Annotated in this window: 11 protein-coding genes and 1 pseudogene; 2 read left to right on the top strand and 10 right to left on the bottom strand. The window is 61.7% G+C overall.

Annotated features, from left to right (window positions below; translation table 11 throughout):
* Positions 1-34: 34 nt before the first annotated feature.
* From JFY56_RS17575 to JFY56_RS17555, 5 genes and pseudogenes are all read right to left on the bottom strand, one after another.
* Entirely contained in the window at positions 35-1309 is a 1275-nt protein-coding gene (locus tag JFY56_RS17575) for a TIGR02679 family protein (protein ID WP_208315232.1), read from the bottom strand.
* The gene (locus JFY56_RS17570; RefSeq protein ID WP_208315231.1) at positions 1306-5451 is read right to left on the bottom strand and encodes a TIGR02680 family protein; all 4146 of its coding nucleotides are present in this window, start codon (positions 5449-5451) and stop codon (positions 1306-1308) included. Before JFY56_RS17570 ends, JFY56_RS17575 begins: the two co-directional genes overlap by 4 nt.
* The gene (locus tag JFY56_RS17565; protein ID WP_208315230.1) at positions 5448-6716 is read right to left on the bottom strand and encodes a TIGR02678 family protein; all 1269 of its coding nucleotides are present in this window, start codon (positions 6714-6716) and stop codon (positions 5448-5450) included. Before JFY56_RS17565 ends, JFY56_RS17570 begins: the two co-directional genes overlap by 4 nt.
* On the bottom strand, positions 6713-8260 hold the full coding sequence (locus JFY56_RS17560) for a TIGR02677 family protein (protein WP_328824926.1): 1548 nt from the start codon (positions 8258-8260) through the stop codon (positions 6713-6715). Before JFY56_RS17560 ends, JFY56_RS17565 begins: the two co-directional genes overlap by 4 nt.
* 499 nt (positions 8261-8759) lie before the next feature.
* Positions 8760-9342: pseudogene (locus JFY56_RS17555) on the bottom strand (HD domain-containing protein).
* Positions 9343-9914: 572 nt separating this feature from the next.
* Between JFY56_RS17555 and JFY56_RS24630 the strand changes: the two are divergent.
* Both JFY56_RS24630 and JFY56_RS17545 read left to right on the top strand, forming a co-directional pair.
* A complete protein-coding gene (locus JFY56_RS24630) occupies positions 9915-10535 on the top strand; it encodes a response regulator (RefSeq protein WP_208315228.1) in 621 nt (206 codons plus the stop codon).
* A gap of 204 nt (positions 10536-10739) precedes the next feature.
* Positions 10740-11015 carry a helix-turn-helix domain-containing protein gene (locus JFY56_RS17545; RefSeq protein WP_208315227.1) on the top strand — a complete coding sequence of 92 codons (276 nt, stop codon included), beginning with the start codon at positions 10740-10742 and terminating at the stop codon, positions 11013-11015.
* 239 nt (positions 11016-11254) lie between these two features.
* On the opposite strand, the gene JFY56_RS17540 is transcribed toward JFY56_RS17545, so the two are convergent.
* The 5 genes from JFY56_RS17540 to JFY56_RS17520 all read right to left on the bottom strand — a co-directional run bounded on the left by JFY56_RS17540 (position 11255) and on the right by JFY56_RS17520 (position 17596).
* Positions 11255-11983, bottom strand: a complete 729-nt coding sequence (locus tag JFY56_RS17540) for a fimbrial biogenesis chaperone (RefSeq protein ID WP_208315226.1) — start codon at positions 11981-11983, stop codon at positions 11255-11257.
* Positions 11973-13379 (bottom strand): fimbrial protein, encoded by a 1407-nt coding sequence (locus tag JFY56_RS17535; RefSeq protein ID WP_408004427.1) that lies wholly within the window; start codon positions 13377-13379, stop codon positions 11973-11975. Before JFY56_RS17535 ends, JFY56_RS17540 begins: the two co-directional genes overlap by 11 nt.
* A gap of 18 nt (positions 13380-13397) precedes the next feature.
* Positions 13398-16055 (bottom strand): fimbria/pilus outer membrane usher protein, encoded by a 2658-nt coding sequence (locus tag JFY56_RS17530; protein ID WP_408004426.1) that lies wholly within the window; start codon positions 16053-16055, stop codon positions 13398-13400.
* Entirely contained in the window at positions 16055-16819 is a 765-nt protein-coding gene (locus tag JFY56_RS17525) for a fimbrial biogenesis chaperone (protein WP_268968876.1), read from the bottom strand. Before JFY56_RS17525 ends, JFY56_RS17530 begins: the two co-directional genes overlap by 1 nt.
* Positions 16820-17056: 237 nt before the next feature.
* Positions 17057-17596, bottom strand: a complete 540-nt coding sequence (locus JFY56_RS17520) for a fimbrial protein (RefSeq protein WP_208315225.1) — start codon at positions 17594-17596, stop codon at positions 17057-17059.
* Positions 17597-17771: the final 175 nt, after the last annotated feature.

Below are 17771 nucleotides of genomic sequence, written 5' to 3'. Positions count from 1 at the left end.
GTGCCTAATCGAGGACAGGTGAGTAGACCACGGCCTATTCAGTCTCCTTGCTCAGATCGTTGAGCAGAGTGCTGATAACAGCTTCCTCCGGAATTGCGAGCCCTTGGGTGTCCATCGTTAAGCGCAGCTCTTTGTCCCAAAGAGCCTCGACTCCGAAGATATCCAAATCGCGCGGCCGCTTTGGCGTTACCATCACCGCCTCTAGGTAGTCTTTGTATCCGAATCGCCAAGAGGCCGCCTGCCAAGTACGCATGACGTGGTTGCCGATTCCGATCCCAGGCCAGTCATAGTCACCGTGGTAGTAAAGGTTTGCCCCAGCTGCAACTAACTGGTCGAGTAGGATTCGCTGTGCGGCGGCGGGCATGCCATCGGTGCAGACTAATGGAGCACTGTTGGCACCCAGATGGTCGGCGACAATGGCCACGATGTTCGGATTCTCACACACGTAGACATTTCGCCCGTCTACTTGCCAGGAATATGGTTTGCGAACTAGTTGCCGCAGCGAGAGGTAGGCGGGCTCACCCGGCACCCAGGTGCAAGGGGCATCCGGTGTTGCAGGTAGGTTGAGGAAGAGTGCAGGGCGAGCCAGCTCGTTGACGAGAACTCCCGCTCTTGACCAGACTTCGCGCAGTCGCTCTTCGGCGCCGCCACTGGTCTCGACTGCTGCTTCATTCTCTAAGGACGTACCAGTGCGCTCATGCAGGCGCCACGCCGACAGTACCAGGGTCGCTACAGGGCGGCCGGCATCTAGCGCATGGGCATCGCCTAGCGTTTCCGCAGCAAGTTGAGAGCGAGGTAGTCCTTCCACGGGCAGGCGGCGGAGCACAGTATCAGTCGCTGCCAGTAGCTGATTAGCGCCCGCGGGGTCGCGCCCAAGACGCTTGAGCAGGGGCATGGAGGTGGCTGTGTTTTGCAGCCAGGCGCGGAGGAGAGGGCTGCCTTCGTCCGACGCCGAGGTTGTCAGGGCCGACCATTGTGCCGATAGCGTTTTACGCAGGCTGGCTTTCGCAACGATGGGGCCGTCCAGCCTCTCCAGAGCATCCTGTAGCGAGTTAGCTAGCCCTGCGGCGCGCAGTCGTGCATCGAGATCGGCAATGTCCAGCGTCATCGAGCGCGCTATGCGCGAGGGGCGGCCGGTCAGTTGGCAAAGAGCCGAGTACTCTACCGGGGCAAGGTTGCTCAAGTGAACCGAGGATAGCGTCCGCTCGCCATCGGCGAGCTCAAAACGGCGGCGCAGGCGCTGGCGGAGGGCGTCCAGTGCTGGCTCGCCGAGCAGGCGCTGTAGACGTAAGTCGGGGCTGGTCTTCATGCCCAGGGGAACCTGCGATCAGGATCTTCTTCGAGTCGCTTGGCGCGGCCGTCCCAGGTCCAGCGCGAGACGAAAACCGCATCGATACCTTCGCGGCGCTGTAACTGGCAAATCGACACGCCAGGTAACTCCGCGTAGCAGGCCCACTCCCGTTCGCTGGTGATGACGAAATCTAGGTCGAATTCCCGCACCAGTCCCATGCAGTGTGCCCGGGCGGTATCGTCGATACCGGCGAAGGCTTCGTCGAGCAGCATCAAGCGTGGCGCCAATGGACTGCCGCCGTGGCCATAGAAACTGGCGATGGCGGCGAATAAGGGTACGGTCAGGCCTAGCGCGCGTTCGCCGCTGGAGGCCGGTCCGGACAGCTTGCGCCATTGACCATCCTGCTGGCGCTGTATGCGGAAACGATGCCAATAGCGGTAATCCAGCGCGTGTGCGAGTTGCTCGAGTAGGCTTCTGCCGGCGCTGTCGGCATCGGCTAGGGCACGTTCGGCGGCGATCTGCTGTTGCAGTATGGTACCTACCGCGCGCCGGTCTTCGGTCGACCAGAGGTCGGCGCTGGTATTGAGCAGGCTCTTGCGGGCGGCCTCCAGGCCTGCCGGTGCGCCTTCCTCGACGGATAGCGGCTCCCATAGCAGGCGGTAGCGTACGCCTGTGGTGGTTGGGCGCTTGTGCAATTCGTCGTTTATCGCCTTGACGCGGTCGTCGGCAGCTCGCATCAGTCGCTGGAGCTCGGCGGCGATTTCTGCCTGGAGGTGATTTTCCAACACTTCACGCTCACGCGCCGACAACAGTTCGCTGCGCTGGGCAATATCCTCGGCCAACAGTAGCGCGAGCGTATCAGGACGCTCAGCACGATTCTGGAACTGGATAGTGACGGTGATGCCCCAGTCGTTGGGTTCCGATATGGCCTGGTGGTTCAAGGCGCTCAGACCGCGCTGCAGCTCGCTCAGGTCTTCGGCGATCTGTTTTTGTACACGAGTCCAGGTGGCCTCGTCATCAGCGATGTCAACCAGCGCCTGTTCAATACGGCGGGCCAGGTTCAGCGCCGGGTCGATGCTCCAATGCTCAGGCAATTGCAGGTCCGGCAATGCGGCGGCGAGCAGGCCGCTGGCGCTGAAATGGCGAAGGCGCTCGACGGCCGTAGTGCGCTCGTCGCTACGCTCGTTCAGTACTTGCTCGGTGCGTTCGACGTGCGCTGTGGTCACCGCCAGCCGCTTTTCCGTTTCGCCCAGCTCCGTGCGACGTGTTTCGGCGTCTTGCTCGGCCTGGGCACGTCCGGTGAGCGCGGTGGCCAGTTTGGCCAGCAATTCTTCCACCTGCTGGCCGATGGACTGGCGTAGCGTCTCGAAGCGGACCCGGGCCTGTTCGGCCTGCTCGTCGGCGACCATCAGGGTTTCTTCGGCCTCTTCCAGCACCCTGCGTGCTTCGCCTTCGCGCTGTTGCTGCTGGCACTGATCGGGCCATGCGCGCTGCCACTCGCGTGCCGTCTGAACCAGATGCGCCTGGGCGTTGGCGAAGTGTTCCAAGGCCTCTTCGGTCGCCGGTAGCAGCTCGGGGTCTGCCGGCAGGCGCAGGTCGGTCGCGTCGTGGTGTAACTGCTCGCGTGCCGATTGCCATGCGTCTTTGGCTTCCTGGCTGCGTGTTTCTGCCTGCACCAGCAGCTGCCGGGTCCGATCGACATCACGAGCGGCCTGCAGCGCGGTAGCAATCGCATCGCGCAGAGGGCGTTCGGAGGGTACGCTTTGCCGTTCCCGTTCGGCTTGGCTGCGCTCGGCGGCCAGGGTTTCGTATTGTCGTTCGAGCTTGGCTTGCGCCATGTCGAGTTCGGCGAGGAGGGTGGCGAGTGCTTCCAGCCGTCGTTGTCGCGCGAGTTCCCGTGCGCTGCGGCCGATGTAGCCTGCCTCGGTTTTTTGCCAAGCGCCTGCCAACGGCCCCAGACGATAGCGGCCATCAGGCGACAGCCAGGCTTCGGCATCGCTAGGCTCCTGCGTGCCGTAAGCCACACCCGCCAACAGCGCAGTCAGCGTTGCTCGTGTGATTGGGCAGGCCTCGGGCAATGCGGGGATCAGCGCCGCGTTCAGGTTGGCACCGTTCACTGCCGCGCGCTGGTGCCAGCTGCTATCCAGCAGCGGCGTACCGTCGCTATCGCTTAATACTCCATTTGGCGACAGCCAGGCGTCAAGCAGCCCGCTGGCTTCCAGGGCGGCTTCCAGCCCGGCGCGTTGCGCGGCATCCAGGCTTGGATCGAAATCCACCAGGTGCCAGAGCGGCGCGCCCTGCCGTTGCAGACGCACACCACTGGCCCGGGTGGGCGGCTCGGCGGGCAGCGCATCTTCGCCGGCGGCCAGGCGGGTGCGCTCGTCCTCAATATCGGCGCGCTGCTTGTCCAGGCTAGCAAGGTTACTGTCCAGCTCTGCCTGTTGGGCAGCGTGTCGTTGCAGCGTCGTCTGCCAGGCGTTGTCCAGTGCCACTTGCGCCGGGTTTTCGCCTTCCGGAAGGGCCGCCCACTCGGCTAGTTGCAGCAAGGGCTGCTCAGCATCGAAGCGCAGTTGGACGAGGCTTGTGCAGTGCTCGGACCAGGCTTCGACCAACGCGCTGCCTGCCTGTTCGGCTTGCTGGTCGGCCCCCTCGCGTTGCGCCAGTGCTATATCCATTTCACTGCGAATGGTCCGTACGTTTTCTTGCTTGTCCGCCAGTACCGCCTGGCGCTGGCTGACCTCAATAAGGCGCTGACGCAAATGGGCGATGTCCTGGCGCCGATTTCTCACCAGCTCGCGCAGGGCTTCTTCAGCGGCCCTGTACTCGGGCGGATGTGCTGCCAGCGCTTCGGCTTCAAGGCTGAGCAGCGGATTGATCGCAAGGTCTGCTGTCATGGCGAGTGCTTTGGCCGCGTCCTGCGTGCGAGTACGTGCCTTGTCCAGCTCATCGCGAGCCTGGGTGGCCGCAGCGGTCCGTCGCTGGCTCAGTTCTACTTCGTTATTGAGTTTGCTACGCGCTTCATCGCGATGTCGGCTTGCCGTGTGAGCTGCACGTTGCCGCTCGGCGGCATTGCGTTCTTCAAGGGAAAGACGATTGGCGTCCTGGTTGGTGGGATCGCTCTGCAGCGTATCCACCAGTTCTCGGGCCGCCGAATACTTCAGCTTCGCAGCCTCGTGCTCCGCAAAAGCCTCACCCTGAGCGCTCTGTGCGCTGGCGAGTTCGGCCTGCGCTTGATGGCGGGCCTCGCTGGCGTTGTCGAAGTGGGTTTGAGCCTGGCGTAGTTCGCGTGCCTGGCGCCGCGCCAACATACCGGTATAGATGCGGTAGCGCCGTTCGAACTGGGTGACGGTTTGCTCCAGTAGGCGCGTTTCCTCCAATTGAATGCGGTCTTCTTCCAGTTGGTTGAGCGCCTCGGCCACATCGCCCAGCAGTTCGGGTGGTAACGGAGGCAGCGACTCACTCAGGGCATTGGACAGTCCGGTTTCGTCGGGTTTCTTCGACAGTTGTGGCTGGCGTAGCTGGATCAGCGTATCCATCAGAGCGTCATAGCGCCGTGTCCCTAGCTGGAACAGGCGTTCGTCCACGGCACGGCGATAGAGATGATGGTTTTCGAATAGTTGACCGCGTCCGCCAAGTGCATCGCGCAAGCGTTCGCGAGTAAGGACCTGGCGCTCGGCGGTGGTAAGCCAAAGATCTTCGCCGATACGTGGGTCTAGTGTCGTGCCGTCACCTTCCACGATAAAAAACCAGCTGTCTACTTGAGCCCGGCCATCGACTGCCGACAAACCGACCCCCAGGGTAAGGTAGCGGGGGCGGCCATCGCGCTCGCGTCGGCCAAACTCGATCCAGCTGTAGCCGATACGGCGGGGATAGCTGCCGACCAGGAGGTTCCAGGCCATCTTCTTGCCGCTATCGCCGTCGGGCTCGACGCGTGACGAGCGCAATTGTGCGTCCAGCAGCAACGGTAAGCTCAGCGACAGGACCTTGGATTTCCCGGTGCCGTTATTGCCGCGCAGCAGTAAATGGCCATCGCGGAACCAGAACTCCTCGCTGTCGTAGTGGAACAGTTCGACGAGGCCAAGACGTAAGGGCTGCCAGCGTTCGCGCAGAGGCTTGGGCAGTGCGGGGCGGGGGGAGGTGATGAATAGGTCGCTGGTCATGCGTCGGGCTCGGTTAAAAACAGGGTTTCGGCGCCCTGGGCGTTGCGCACCTCGGTCTGTCCGAGGGAGAAGCGGGCAATGGCGGGCAACGGATGTACGCCATGCATATCACGCAGCATTAGGCCCAGACGACATAGGCGAGCGATGGCGATTTCCGCCAGCTCGCGTTCGGCGCCTGGCGCGCGCGCCGACTTGCGCCAATAGCGGCCATACCGCCCAGCGGCCTCGCGCAGGAACAGGGCAATTTCGCTTTCGGTCGCTCGCAATGGGGCACGTTTATCCCGCAGACGCCGAGCCAGGTGCTCTGCTACCAGCAGTGTTACATGAGCCTCGGTGCCTTCGGCGGGCATGGCTACATCCGTCAGTTGTCCGCTCTCGTCGATCAGAGCCAGGCCTTCGGCGCGTTGCTCTGCGACCAATCCGGTGGCTTCACACAGGCGGTTGGCGAGAACACCGCGCTGATTGACAAAATAGCTGCGTGCCTCTTCGTCCAGGGTGTCGGTATACAGCACCGGATCATCGAGCAGGCGTCGCGCCAAGTGGTGGCGTATGGCATCTCGCCTGCCTTGCTCGCTGTCCACCGTAAAGCCGGCCACCAACGCATGCAGCCGCGCCTCGGTATTTCCCGGCGTCTCCTCTGTGCTCCAGGTCGAGGGCCCGCGCACCGCCGCTAGCAGGCCGGCCAGCAAGCGCCGGTGAATGTCGTAGAGGGCGTCGGACTGTGGCCCGCTGCCGTCCTGCACGAAGCTCTCTTCCTCGCCAGCGACACGTTCGAGAATGCCATGATCCAAGAGGGTACGGCACACCATGACCAACTCGCGTCTTTCGGCAGCACCGTGCAAGGTGAAGGCGAAACCCAATGTCTCCAATGCCGGGTCGGCGGCTTGTTGTACGATCCGTTCGCCGATTTGTCGCAGGGTAATCTGCGGATCGGCTCGCTCCAGCACTGCAGCAGCTAGGCACAGCAGTACATAGCGACGCCGGTCATAGTCCGGCAGGCCGCGGGTCGAGGTGGACAGGTCGGCCGGGCGCTTGAACAGGCGGGCACCCTCGCGGTCCACATGCAGCGGCCAGCCGGTCTCGCGGGCGAACCACTCGCGCAGGCGCTCGGCTTGGCGACGTACGGCGGGGAAATCCGTGTGCCCTGGCGGCATGAGCGGACACATCAGCAGGCTGCGCAGAGCCCGGCGGAATTCGTCTTGCTGCTGCGCCTTCTGTGTTTCTCCGACATGTCGGGTGCTACGGCGGGACGAGGGTATGCTCATGATCTGTCCTCGGTGAGCCGGATCGTCAGCAGATGATCCCGGCCGGAGAACACCCCGGCTGCCGTGCAGATTTGGGCGCGGCTGTCTTCAGCCAGAGGTTCCAGGCGAATGTGCAGCAGACCATCGCCCGTCTGACGCTCGACAGGACTGTTCGGGTCGTGTTGTTCGGCCAGTGCCTCACCAAGCAATCCTAGAAAGAGGCCGAAGGCATGCACATCGAGCTCGCCCAGTTCCGATAAGCGTGTCGGGCGGCCGGTCGCCAATCGCCGGCGCGCGGCCTCGACCTGGCGCGATTCCTCCGCCAATTGCTGAGCCATCAGCGCCCGATCCCGGCTACGATCGCGCACTTTCGCCAGTGCGCCGCGCGGCGCGGCCTCACCGTACTCGCGCAAGCGCGGATTGATGATCAGCGGAGGTGCATCCAGCCAAGAGGTGCTCGCTGGCACGTCGTCTGCCTCAGCAACCTCTAGTGAGAAGTGGCGTGCTGGGTGCAGCGCGAACGCTGTTTGCGCGAGACGGTGGGCATCGTTGTCGCTGTCGCATGCAGCGAACCACTGTGCCAGCACTCGGAAATCGGCCGACCGGTCGCTGCGCCCGCTGCGTCGCTCATTGATTGCCGCGATGGCGCTAAGCAGTTGCGGGATCGCCGAGCGCGCTCGGGCACGCAGTAGTTCTGCTTGAGGTGGTTCGTTGCCGGTGGCCAGAAACCAGCCGCGCAATCCTTTCCAGCGCTCGCGCCAGATATCCTGGCGACGCTGTGTTTCCTCTGCCTGCTCGCCAGTGCCGTCGGGGGCGGCATCACGCGCTTCACGTGCAGCGACTTGGCGTAAAACATAGTCGATGGAGGCGGACAATTCATGCAGCGTGCGGGCGATGGCATCGGAGCGGCGGATCAGATCACCCATGAAGCGCTCGAGATAGTCGATCAGCCGTCGCTTGTAAGCGACCAATGCAGTGGCGTCGGCCTGCTGCAGCTCTAGACTACGTGCCACTCCAGCCATGAATGCCTGAGCGTTTTCAGTAAGCCCCTCAAAAACCCGCACCAGGTCGCGTAGAACCTCATGTGCCTTGGCGGTATCGAGGCCGTTGACGGATTGCGCCTCAGCCATCAATTGCTGCAAGGCTCGCAAGCGGCCGTCGATGTCCTCCAGCGCGACTGTCTGCAGTTCTGCACGATGACGTAGGCTCTGCCCGAATGCTATCAGGCCGGCCTCTACCGCCTCGCCGCCGCGCGAGAGTCGATAGAGAAAACGTGCTCGATAATAATCGTTGAGCGTGGATACGCGCGTCATGTCCGGCTGTGATTCGAGATTGCCCCAGGCGGCCAATTGAGCCAGTGCGGCAGCAACCTCTTCCTGAGCCGGTGGCGTCCGGTGACCCCAGTTCGCCTCGGACAATATCTCGTCGGGCCGTAATTGCAGACGGTACTGACGCTTGGCGGCGGCGAATACCTCCATGATGGCGCGATAGAGGGCCGCCTTTTCCGCAGTGGCGTGGCGAAACAAGTCCGCTGAAGCTTCCGGCCAGGATGAATCGCGAATCACCAAATTTTGCCTCAGTGACCTTCCGTGATCGACGAGGCTATTCTTCAGTCCTCTTCGCTATTTGCCAAGCTTTCGTTAAAAGCCCCTTGAACCATTGCTAATGGGGGCGACACGTTTTGTTCTCGCGTCGCTGGTGGTGACATAAGGGCACAACGTGTTCTTGAAATGGCTTTTTGCGACGTATTGGTTTACGGCCCCGTGGATGGTGAGGAACGTCGCGGGACACCTGGTTGGCAACACATGGGCATGGCTTAGAGGAAGTCAGCTTAACCGATTCAACTTCGAGCACTACGATCTCTCCACCGCCGGGTATGCCTATCTGCGCGGCGGGCTCAACAATCAGCATCTGGGGGAGGAGCGCTTACACCTATCGTCGTGACTGAAGACTCTTCTCCGGCGTCATGATCACGCAGCACACCGACACCCCGGTCGTCTTGCCGTTGCCGCTGGCTTCGACCTGGGTGACGATCAACTGTTAGGGGCATTCTGCTCCAGTGACTCAAGCGCTCCTGGCCGGCGTATACATCGAACGCTTCGGCTCAGCAAACGCCCGGCGCAGCATGGGTTCGAAGAACTCCAGCGGTTTGGTCGGATACTCCGGGTCGAATGCGGGCGCGTCGTATTTGGCGCAGAACTCCACGGTGCGCTCGAAGTTCGGATCGCCGCGGAATTGCTCGTGCAGGTCGTGGTCCTTGCCGATCAGGTGGAAGAAGTAATAGCTCTGGAAGATGCCGTGGTTCAGCACCATCCACAGGTTCTCTTCGCTGACGAAGGGTTTGAGGATGGCGGCGGCGATGTCCGGGTGGTTGTAGGAGCCCAGCGTGTCGCCGATATCGTGCAGCAGCGCGCAGACTACGTATTCCTCGTCCTTGCCATCTTCCCAGGCGCGGGTGGCGGTCTGCAGGAGTGGGTCAGGCGGTCACGGCGAAGCCGCCGCAATCGCCTTCCAGCAGTTTCAGGTGGGCGAGGATACGGTCCGGCAGGTAGGGGCCGTAGTTGGCGCGGAATTCGCGGCTGATGATGGCCCAGTCCTCGGCGGTGCCGTCTTCCATGTGGGTGAAGCGGGCGCGTTCGTGTTGCATCAGGTGTCTCTCTTGTTGTTATCGAAAGGCCCCTCTCCGGCCGGAGAGAGGCGTCGGGCTCACTGGTCGTAGCCGGGCATTTCGCGGTCGAGCTTCGCAGCAATGCCGGCCAGGCCAGCGGCGCGTAGTACCGAACCTCCGCCATCCGGCGATTAGCCAGGTCCGTGTGATCGAGGCCTTCGACTTCCCCCCCCCTTTGTTAGCGGCAGAAACATCGCCGCGATGAATAGGTACACGCGGCCTATGACTGCATTTTTCTTACATGACCTTACAACTTTTCTTAACAGGGATTTTTCTGAGTACGTGGGATGAGTTTGTGATTCAGCCTATCCAAAATGTCGATGGATAGAGACAGATCGAGCTTTCCTACTTGGGTGTGGTGAGGACAGTTGGCGAATTTTGTGTGGGCCGAATGACGATATTTTTTATTTAACGTAGGAAATGGACGTTTACCCTGTAGGACCGTTCCTGTGAAGGTGATATCGGGTGCAGGTGATATCGACAGGCTTCATGAGGTGGTTATCTTGCAAGGCCACAATTAAAACAACCATCGCTTCTGTCAGGAGGATTCCGTGAGGAAAGTTCTCGTAGTTGATGATCAGCCCCTCGTATGCCTAGCTATTCGTGAATTGGTAGAGGGCATGGGGCACGAAGTGGTGGGAGAGGCATCCAATGGCCGGGATGCGCTGGCCATGGCGGAGAGCCTGAAGCCGGATCTCGTCATACTGGAGCCGGCGATATCGAGCCTGGAAGGCCTGGATGTGCTGCACAGGCTGGCATCCCTGAAACGACCACTGGATGTGCTTGTGTTCACCGGAGAGAGCGGGGGAGGGTTGGCATTGCGCTGTATCCAGGCCGGGGCAGCTGGATTCGTCTGCAAACAATGCGGACTGGATCAGTTGAAGAGTGCCATTTTCGCAGCTATCTCGGGCTATAGCGTGTTTCCCAATCTGGTGGGGAGGCTGGTTGTAAATAGCGGGAAATCCATAAATGAGTATGTTCTGCCGATTACCAGTCGTGAGGCGGCCATTCTGAGGCTTCTGGCGGGTGGGGCATCGTATAGACATATTTCAGATGCGCTGGGTATCAGTATCAAGACAGTGAGCGCCCACAAGAGAAACATGGAGAGGAAACTGGATGTGCAATCCATGGCCGAATTGCTTGAGATGGCCAGGTCCTATTCTCTTGTTTAAGGTTTCCAGGGCGTCGGCAGTCGGTCAGGTTGGGTTTTCAATGGATGGCAGTAATTCTCGTGTCGATTGATTGGTGCCCGTTTGACCGCAAGTTTCTCGCTCGCGTGGACGGCGCGGAGTTCATCTTTGGCAGCGGGGCTGTTTGAAACATGATCTATCGGGCTCTTGTTTACAGGTGCCTGAAGGCGCATTTGAGGTAAGAGCGTGAAGAAACTGGAACCCAAAAGAATTGATCCAGAGATTTCATGGAAGATCGTGAAGAGAGGATTGCGTGAGCGGCGGATAACGTTGATGGCGCTTGCGCAGGAGTTGGGTTTGGCTGCCAGTACCGTTTGCAGCGTCAAATATACGAACTATCCCTCTATCGAGGCTGCCATTGCGCGCCGAATCAGTACTGTTCCCGAGAATATATGGCCTGATCGATATCCTGACAGGGCAGGCAAGATCATTTCCAACTCGGACCAAGAGTCGGATACGTGAAACTTTCGTGAGCGCTGAACTGGATGAGATAGATGATTGCCAGTTCGTGGATGCGCAGGGCGCGGCCCGGAGAGCGAGCGGAGCGAGTAATGCTCAAGACTTCGCTTCCTCACCGATTCCTGTCGGGGACGCCAGCTCCAGCCTGACCCTCGCCCTGCGACTTCTCGTGCAGAGCCTGGCGGCGAATGTTCTTGAGGAGGCGCCGCCAGGCAGGTCGTTGCCGTTGCGGCAGGCTGATTTCAGGGGATGCGGATCTGGCGCTGTTGATTGATACCGTCATCGTCGATCCAGCTGAAAACCACCTGCGTACCCTTGCCTGGCAGTGCTTCCGTGAGCGGGACATCCAGTTGGGAGAAGGGGGCGAGCATGTCTCCGGCAGCCGATTGGCTGGTTGCACCGTTGCGCAACTCCAGGCCGACCAGGGTGACATGGTAGGGCGTGGGATTGTTTATCCGTAGCAGCGGCTTGCCGGCCTTCTGTTGCAGAGAGAAGCCCAGCCTGGAGATGGCCTCCTCGGACGACGGCTCGAGGTGCTTCGGCCGGTAGAAGACTTTCATCTGGGTGCGCATGGTCACGGTCAGTCTGGAGCTTTCCGGTGGCAGCGGTCCCTTCGGCTTGGGTGGAATCTCGTAGATGTTCAGCCAGAACAGGGATTCGCGGTCAGCGGGCAGATCCCCGCCGGTGAACAGCAGGCGCAGGCTGCGCCGCTCGCCGGGCTCCATGCGGAACATCGCCGGCAACGGCATGAGGGGAGCGACGGCCTTGTCCGGTGTGGAGTCCAGGCTGCCGTCGTCGATCCAGGTCTGTGTCACCACGGGATATTCGTTGACGTTGGCCAGCAGCAGCGAGACTTCCCGTACACCTTCGGGAACGATCACCCGGGTGCGCTCCGCCGTGACGCCGGCCCAGGCGCCTTGCCCGGCCAGCACCAGCAGCAGGCCGAGCAGGACGAGGGCTCTACTGGACACGGATGACTACCTGCGCCGTCGCCTCCACCTTGCCAGGCGTGACTTCTGGCTGGGTGCCCGACTGCAGTTTTTCCAGCGTGGCCGAGAAAGTCTCGGTGTAGTGGTCGATCCCCGACATCGTGGCGGTTTTCTGCTGGGCGCCGGCAAGCACGCCGTACCAGCCCTTCTGGTTGGCGGTGGCCGCGCCGGTGGACGAGTTCTCGTCGGGGAGCAGGTTGATCGGGCTGCCATTGCGCAGGATGCGGATGCCCACGCCATTCGCCATGCCCGGCTGGCCGTAGCGATCCGAGAGCAGGTAGGTCAGGCCGCCACTGACATTCTGCAGCCCCAGACCTGGGGCGGCCGCAAGTGCTCCCGCAGAAGCCTTGATACCCATTGCCGTATTGTTCTGCGCAGTACCCGAGGTGGCTGCTGTCTGGCACCTGAACTGGATCTGGAACGGTTCTGTGCGGGAGCCACCGGAGTTCAGTTCGTTGACGGTCACGGTGGGGAACAGCACGGTGGGCGTGACCGTGGTGACCGCGCAGGTCGGATAGCGCTTGAGGGTGACCTGGTTGTAGAGCGAGATGTTGCCCGGCCACGCCCCATACCATCCGTCGTAGTAATTGAGGTGGTTAAGCCCCCGCATGTCGCTGTAGAAACCCGGGCCAGCCAGGGATATGTATCCAGCGGGCTGGTTGTAGCCCTGTATCTGGCTCATGGTTCCCGCGCTGTAGACGAACCCCGGGCCACCGACCTCGGTGGGGGCACTGTACAGCTCCAGGCGTATGGTGCTGAGGTTCTTCGCCTTGACCAGCTTGTATTGCTGGCCGTCCGGCCGCCCGGGCTGTTCGATATCCAGTCCCGTGAGCACACGGCCCTTCCAGATATAACTGAGCACGTCTCCAGTGGTGACGTTGGTCAGTTTGAGCAGCACGTTGGGCCAGGGCGTACGCATCGCCCCTGTCAAGCCGAGGCTGTTGCCGAGGGTGTCGCCGGTATAAGAGCTACCGCCATAACCACCCCAGTAGTTGTCGCCATTGGTCGCATATTGCTCGATGACCTGATCGTTCTGCGCGCAGCGCAGCAGGACCTGTTCAGGGTCGTATCCGCCCGGTTGTCCATAGGTGGTCAATGGAACTACCGAACTGGCCAACAGCGCGGGATAAGGCTGCAGCGCCGGGTCCAGCAGGTTGATCACATTGGGCAAGCCGACCGGGCCACGGTTTGCATCGTAGGCGCCTTCCCATGTGGCGGCCTTCCCATCCACCGGGCGAATCTGGGAGCTGCTCGGGCTATTGGAAGTGCTCTGCACCTTGTAGCAGTTCGCCCATACCGGGGATGCTCCCAGGCATGCAACGTAAATCCCCGCTCCGACCGCCAGCAGTTGCGGAGTGGAGCCTCTGAACATCGACATGGAAAATCCTCCCCGCTCTCAGCGAACGGCCGAGCAGGTTGCTTCTAGGCGTATAAGTGCTTTGTCGCCATCCTGGCCCTTCAGGTCGTAGGGCAACTGGCACTGTTCGCCAGCACCATCGCCCCACTGCACGGTCAGGCGCCCCTTGTCGGCTTCGGCGCGTGCATAGACCTGGCCGCCCTGGCCGACCATGCCGATGCTGGCGCCCTGTTCGTCCAGCACGTTGGCGCCCAGCGGCAGCGGCGAGCCATCTGCTTGGCGTCCCCGGATCAGCATGGCGTGGCCGGAGAGGGTCTTGAATGCCACCTTCAGCGTGGCGCCGGCATAGGGCGCGACCTTGCGCTCGGTTTCCAGCAGCTCGGCCTGGGCATCGATGCCCTGCGGGTCGAGGCCGATGGAGTTGTAGTGATAAGGATTGAGCCAGGGCACCACGGCGTAGCCGGAGCCATCGATACGCGAACCCTGGCCGCCGCGCACGTTGGCGCCCTTGGCGCCTTTCGCCTCGACCAGGGCGAAGGTGTCGCCCAGGTACGGGCCGAGGGTGAGTCCGCCGCCATGCACGACCGCCGCACCACGGGCGCTGGCGCTGGCTTGCCAGTAGTCGCGGCCCTGGGAATAGGAGCCGCCCAGGGTCACGGAAGGCATCTGCTTCTGCAGGTTGCCGCTCCAGTCGGTACCGTTGCCTTCGCTGTCGCGGCTGGCGCTGAGCCCATAGCTGAGCGGCTGGGTATCGCCGAGCGAACCGTTCAGGCCAGCCTGGTAGCTGGTGCCCTGGGTGTCGCCGGAGCGCTGTGAAACCGACGAACTCAGATAGGGCGCCCGAGAACTGGAGCCGAGCGGCATCGACAGGCTAAGGGTCAGGGTGTTGTTGTTGGTGCCGCTATCCCTGTCGTGGCGATCGAAGTCAGGCGGCAAGCGTGGATCGTCCGAGCGATCGTCGTAACGGGTAGTCTTCTGCTTGGTGTAGGACAGGGTGTAGCTGAGGTTGCGCCAGGTGTTGGAATAGCCGAACTGCAACTGGTTGTCCCGGCTCTTGCCGTCATAGTAGTCGCTGCTGGAACCGGACAGGTAGAGGTTGCCGTAACCGCCCAGTTGCTGGTTGACCATCAGGGTGAACTGGTTGCGCTGGCGGTAGCTGGCCGAGTCCCAGGTGGTGCCGTCCGATTCGGCCGCACGGGCACCGAGCACGTCGGTGAGATCGCGGAAGCCCTCGGTGGAATAACGGTAACCGGCCAGCGTCAGGGTGGTGTTGGTCGGCTGGAAGGTCCGGCTGTAATCAAGCCCCAGGCGCCAGCCCTGCTCGCGCTTGCCGTCCTCCACCTCGGCGGTGGAATAGGTGGAATTCAGGCCGAAGGCGCCCCAGCGCGTGGCCAGCACACCGCCGCCGAGCACCGCGAGATAATCTTCGGCGACGCGCGCACCGGTATTGAGGGTGATGCTGTTGGTCAGGCCGCGCTCGTAGGTGACGTCGCCGAACAGGTCGTTGCCGTCGCCATAGTAGCGGGCCTGGCCGAGGGAAACGCTGTAGCGCGATTGTCCCGGGCGCATCGAGGTGGGCACCGAGGAGAACGGCACGGTGAAGGTCGAACGGGTGCCGTCGGCCTCGATCACCTCAACATCAAGGTCGCCCAAAGAGTTGGTGGCGTTGAGGTCGTTGATCACGAAGGGGCCCGGCGGCACGCTGGTTTCGTACACCTTCTGGCCGTTCTGGCTGACCACCACGCGCGCGTTGGTGGTCGCCACGCCGCGAATCTCCGGCGCGTAGTTGCGCCACGCGTCCGGCAGCATGCGTTCGTCGCTGGCCAGTTGGACGCCACGGAAGGCCATGCTGCCGATCAGGTTGCCCGAGGTGTAGCTGTCGCCCAGGGTCAGCTCGCTGCGCAGCCCGGGCAGGGCGCGCTGGGCGTAGGTACGAATGGAATCCCATTCGGTATCGCTGCCGTAGCCGGCGTCGGAATAGCGGTAGCTGGACTGGTTGCGCAGGCGCCACAACCCCAGGTTGATCCCCGAGTTCAGGCCCAGGTAGCCATAGTCCGAGGTGCTCGAGTAGCCGCTGCTGCTGTAGTCCGAGCGGTAGAAACTGGCGTCGTAGTTGGCGAAGGCCATGCTGCTGCCGCTGTCCCACTCGCTCTCGGGGACATAGCCACGTGGCTTGATATCCATGGACGCGCGGGGAATCGACAGGTCCAGGCGTAGCCGTGCGATGTCCAGGCGCATGCTGGCCCCTGGCAGGCGTTGCTCCAGGGCGCGGCAGACGGTGCGCTCGCTCGCAGGCTTGCCGGCTTGCTCGTCCTGACCGGCCGTATTCGCCAGTTTTTCGGGAAGCACGCCGATGTTCTTCAGCAGGAAACTGTCGCTGAAACACGGCACTACCGGCCCGTTCGGCGTTTCCTGGCGGAATTCGACGGACGTCCGCGCGATGAAATCGTTGTTGGCGTACAGGTCCAGGTTGTAGACGCCGGGGTCGACCTGGTTCGGCTGGTTGAAGCGGGAAATCCGGCCTCCGCCCAGCGGCGTACCCATCAACAGGCTGTCGTCGAAACTGTAGCCGAGCAGTTCGCCGCCTTCCGCGGCATATCCGGTGCCGCAGATCAGCATGGCGCCCGTTGCCACGGCCAGTGCCAGGCGGGCGACCGCAAAGGGAACCGCCGCTCCGGGCGGAGTCTGGCTGTTCATCACGGCACCATGATCGGTTGGGTGATCTCGATCCGCGCGCCGTGGTCATTGATCAGCGAGCAGCGGATGGTGGCTTGCCCCTTGGGCAGTGCTGCGTTCTTGGCGATATGCCAGAGGCCGATCCGCGACTTCGGCGCGACCATGCCGTTCTTCAGCGGTACTTCGCGCCCGCCGGCCAGCAGCGTGCCGCCGCTGAAGGAGGCGTAATAGCCGCTGGGGTTGTCGACCATGACCTGCCAGCCATCGCCAGTGCGGTCCAGGTTGAAGCGCAGTTGTTCGGGCACCTTCTCGGGAGTGCCGGCGATGCCGCTCGGGCGATAGAACAGCTTCAGGCGATTGCGCAGCATGACCAGCAACTGGTTCTGCGACTTGTGCGCCTCGCTGCGTGGCGGGATCTGCTGGAAATTCAGGTAGAACACCGACTCGCGATCCTGCGGCAGCCCTTCGCCGACATAACGGATACGCACGCTCTGCCCGGACCTGGGTTCCATGCGGAACACGGGAGGAGTGATCAGGAAGGGGGCGTCGGCGTCGTCCGGCGTCGAGTTCGGGCTGTTCACATCTGCCCAGACCTGGACGACATTGGGGAAGGGGTCCTGGTTGGTCAGTTGCATGGTCTTTTCGGCGGCATCGCCAGGGTAGATGACCCGGGTGCCGACAGTGACCACACTGGCATGGGCGGATATCGCCAGACCTCCCAGACTCAGTAGCAAACCCGCCGCGAAGAAATACCTGGCGAAAACTGAAGCATGTATCGGACGCATATCCACACCTTACAGCCACTGCGTGACCACTGGATCAAGGCAAAAATAATCCCGAACCTGGCAAAACTTGCTCGTCAGGTTGATGTTTGCCTTTTAGTGGTTAAGTCGAATATCAAAAAGAAAGTTGGTTTTCCCGGCTCTATTGGAACGGACAGGATCCACTTCCGTATAAAAAATATAAATGTCAGGAGTGGCACTTCCTTGTGCCTGTCGGTGGGTTACCCCATCAACAAAACGTTACTCGTAACGGACCGCGTAAGTTACTGCGCTTTCCACGGCGCCAGGAGTAACGGCAGCAGCTTCCGAAACGTATTGAACTTCGTACCGGTAGCTGGTGGATGTATCGCCAGCGGGCAGGACAATGGTGCCGGCCTCGACTGCGCCTGCGGACAGGTCAACTTGAGCGCCGCCGACAGCGTCAAGCAACTGCAGCGCTACGCCAGTAGCTCCACCAGCAGCGGTGTTGAGCATGTTGCCGGAGGCAGTGGCGTTGTTGGCCAGGAACTCGGTGGTGAAGTTCTGGGGGTTGGCGGCATCCACAGTGCAACCGGTGAGGCTGACGGTGAATGGAGTGGGAGTGGAGGTATCGTTTACTGCGGCAAAGTCACTTACCGGCGCGGAATCCAGCAGAACCGTGGGGTTGGCGGAACCATCAATAGCGACCACGCAAGTCTGATCGGTTACTTCGCCCTTGAATACGATGGTATTGGCGGCGGCAGCAAAACCCGGAGCAGCAATAATGGCCAGGGCCAGCAGCGATTTAATAGAAACTTTCATGAATCTCTCCTTGTAGTCACTTCGGTATGGGCAGTTACTGCCTCTGGAATTAATGCTACTGCGCCGAGTGGAAAATTGATGTCTGAAAGAGTCCATTGACGTGTAGGACTCGTCTGAATGAAGAACTATCGGTGTAGGAAAAATAATACAGAGGGAAATTTCTGTCTGATTGCGG

Source organism: Pseudomonas schmalbachii (genome assembly GCF_017589465.1).
GTDB lineage: Bacteria > Pseudomonadota > Gammaproteobacteria > Pseudomonadales > Pseudomonadaceae > Pseudomonas > Pseudomonas schmalbachii.
This window is presented reverse-complemented; position numbering and strand designations above follow the sequence as displayed.

Bases quoted from the DNA above. Each gene is read 5' to 3' on its own strand.
- JFY56_RS17575 (WP_208315232.1), bottom strand. From the start codon at position 1,309: ATGAAGACCAGCCCCGACTTACGTCTACAGCGCCTGCTCGGCGAGCCA.
- JFY56_RS17570 (WP_208315231.1), bottom strand. From the start codon at position 5,451: ATGACCAGCGACCTATTCATCACCTCCCCCCGCCCCGCACTGCCCAAG.
- JFY56_RS17565 (WP_208315230.1), bottom strand. From the start codon at position 6,716: ATGAGCATACCCTCGTCCCGCCGTAGCACCCGACATGTCGGAGAAACA.
- JFY56_RS17535 (WP_408004427.1), bottom strand. From the start codon at position 13,379: ATGTCGATGTTCAGAGGCTCCACTCCGCAACTGCTGGCGGTCGGAGCG.
- JFY56_RS17530 (WP_408004426.1), bottom strand. From the start codon at position 16,055: ATGAACAGCCAGACTCCGCCCGGAGCGGCGGTTCCCTTTGCGGTCGCC.
- JFY56_RS17525 (WP_268968876.1), bottom strand. From the start codon at position 16,819: ATGCGTCCGATACATGCTTCAGTTTTCGCCAGGTATTTCTTCGCGGCG.
- JFY56_RS17520 (WP_208315225.1), bottom strand. From the start codon at position 17,596: ATGAAAGTTTCTATTAAATCGCTGCTGGCCCTGGCCATTATTGCTGCT.